The sequence below is a fragment of the Aeromicrobium sp. genome, from assembly GCF_036676885.1.
Classification (GTDB): domain Bacteria; phylum Actinomycetota; class Actinomycetes; order Propionibacteriales; family Nocardioidaceae; genus Aeromicrobium.
This window is the reverse complement of the sequence record NZ_JAKFCB010000392.1, coordinates 1-2,356: the sequence shown is the minus strand read 5'-3', so window position 1 is coordinate 2,356 and position 2,356 is coordinate 1. Positions and strand designations below refer to the sequence as shown.

At 71.9% G+C, this 2,356-nt stretch carries 2 protein-coding genes and 1 pseudogene; 2 read left to right on the top strand and 1 reads right to left on the bottom strand.

The annotated features are described in order from the left end of the window. Positions 1-340: pseudogene (locus V6M46_RS18665) on the top strand (formimidoylglutamate deiminase); the annotation flags it as partial. After that, entirely contained in the window at positions 337-1,461 is a 1,125-nt protein-coding gene (gene hutI / locus V6M46_RS18660) for an imidazolonepropionase (RefSeq protein WP_332667878.1), read from the top strand. The pseudogene V6M46_RS18665 and the gene hutI, both read left to right, overlap by 4 nt. 51 nt (positions 1,462-1,512) lie before the next feature. Here hutI and V6M46_RS18655 read toward each other — a convergent pair. Continuing rightward, a partial coding sequence (locus V6M46_RS18655) for an AfsR/SARP family transcriptional regulator (RefSeq protein WP_332667876.1) occupies positions 1,513-2,356 on the bottom strand: 844 nt, incomplete at its 5' end.

Below are 2,356 nucleotides of genomic sequence, written 5' to 3'. Positions count from 1 at the left end.
CGCGCTCCGCGAAGCCGGGGCGAGGCTGACACTGGGCTCGGACAGCAATACCGTCATCGACATGTTCGCCGAGGCCCGTGCCGTCGAGATGCACCAGCGCCTGGCCTCGGGCACACGCGGTGCGTGGAGTGCCGACCAGCTCTGGCAGGCCGCCGGCGCGACGGGGCACGAGTCGCTCGGGTTCGCGGCCGGCGACACGATCGAGGTCGCCGAGTCGGTACGCACGGCCGGCGCCGCCGAGGTGCTGTGGGCCGCAAGCGCGGAGGATGTCGTGGGTGACCGCAGCGACGTCGCTGAGCAGCTCGACGCCGCGATCGAGGCGTGCTGGAGCCGCACATGACGATGCTGGTCACCAACATCGGTGAGCTCGTCACGTGGGACGCCGACCGGCCGATCCTGCACGATGCCGCGTTCATCGTCGAGGGCGGACACGTCGCGTGGTTCGGGCATCGTCGCGACGCCCCGGCTGCCGACACGATGCGCGACGTCGGTGGCGCGGCGGTGATCCCCGGCTTCGTCGACTCGCACACGCATCTGGTGTTCGCCGGTGACCGTTCTGCCGAGTTCGAGGCCCGGATGACGGGTGCGGCGTACGCCGCGGGCGGCATCCGCACGACCGTCGCCGCCACCCGGGCCGCGCCCGACGAGCAGCTGGCCGCGAACGTCGCCCGTCACCTCGCGGAGATGCGGGCGCAGGGCACCACGACCGCCGAGATCAAGAGCGGCTACGGCCTGACAGTGCTCGACGAAGCCAGATCACTCGCGATCGCCCGGGAGTTCACCGACGAGACCACGTTCCTCGGGGCGCACGTCGTGCCTGAGGGCAGCGACATCGCGACGTACGTCGACCTGGTCACCGGGCCGATGCTCGAGAAGTGCGCACCGTACGCCCGCTGGATCGACGTGTTCTGCGAGGACGGGGCGTTCGGCGCGGACGAGGCGCGCACCGTGCTCGAGGCCGGCATCGCCGCCGGCCTCCTGCCCCGCATCCACGCCAACCAGCTCGGCCCCGGCCCCGGTGTCCAGCTCGCGGTCGAGCTCGGCGCGGCCGCGGCCGACCACTGCACGTACCTCAGCGCTGCCGACGTGGATGCCCTCGCCGGCTCGGACACCGTCGCGGGGCTGCTGCCGGGCGTCGAGTTCTCGACCCGCCAGCCCTACCCCGACGCGCGCCGGCTGCTCGACGCCGGCGTCACGGTCTCGCTCGCCACGGACTGCAACCCGGGGAGCTCCTACACCTCGTCGATGCCGTTCTGCATCGCCGTCGCCGTACGCGACATGGGCATGAGCCCACGCGAGGCGCTGTGGTCCGCGACGAAGGGCGGGGCGGTGTCGCTCCGTCGCGATGACGTGGGGCATCTCGCCGTCGGCGCCAAGGCCGACCATGCGGTGCTCAACGCCCCGTCGTTCGTCCACCTCGCCTACCGTCCCGGGGTCCCGCTGGTCGCGGCAGTCGGCTGACGATCGCAGGCTGGACGCCGATCACGGCCCGCTCTGAGGACGTGTCCCAGTTCAGGCCGCTGCCATGTCCTCCCAGCTCATGGCCGGCACCCCGATCTCGCGCATCCGCAGGACGTACGCGCGATGGTGCCGGCGTGCCTCTCCGTGCCGCCCGGCCGCGGTGAGGGCCTGCATCAGCGCGGCGTAGGTCGACTCGTCGAACGGGTCGAACGTCAGCAGGCGCGCGAGCCAGGGAACCGAGCGTTCGGGGTCGGGGCCCGACTTCAGGGCGAACGCGAGGACCCGGATCACGTCGTGGCCCAGGGACTCCACCTCGTCGCGGATCTGCGTCGGCCAGTCCTCCGCGAGGTCCTCCTCGAGGAACTCGCCGGTGTGCAAGGCGGCTGCGGCCTCGAGCATCTCGATGGCCTCCGGCCGGCCGGCCTGCGCGGCGGCGAGCGACTCGTGGGCGGCGACCGCGAAGTCGACGACGTCGACCGAGACGTTGTCCATGTCGAGACGGATGCTCGCCCGGTCGGCATGCACTAAGTGGTCCGTGCTGTGCTCCCTGTCTGGGTCCAGCACCCGACGGAGCTGCGAGAGGGCGACCGACAGCTTGCTGCCCGCGTCCACGGAGTCGGGCCACAGGAGGTCGGCGAGGAGCTCGCGACGGATTCCACGAAGGCCACGTCCGGCCAGCACCTTGAGCACGTCCCGGGCCTTGCGGGACGGCCACTCCGAGCTGGTGACGGGTCGACCGTTCAGCGACAGCACGAAGGTCCCCAGAACGTGGATGTGCACCGAGTGGGCCGCGGTGCGTGGGCGTACGGCGTGCAGCGGACCGGCGATGCCATACGCGTCCTCCTGCACCCCGAGCGATCGAAGCCCGGCGCGAGCGACCTGCTCGGTGAATGGG

Coding starts and splice junctions, on each gene's coding strand:
- hutI (WP_332667878.1), top strand. CDS start 337: ATGACGATGCTGGTCACCAACATCGGTGAGCTCGTCACGTGGGACGCC.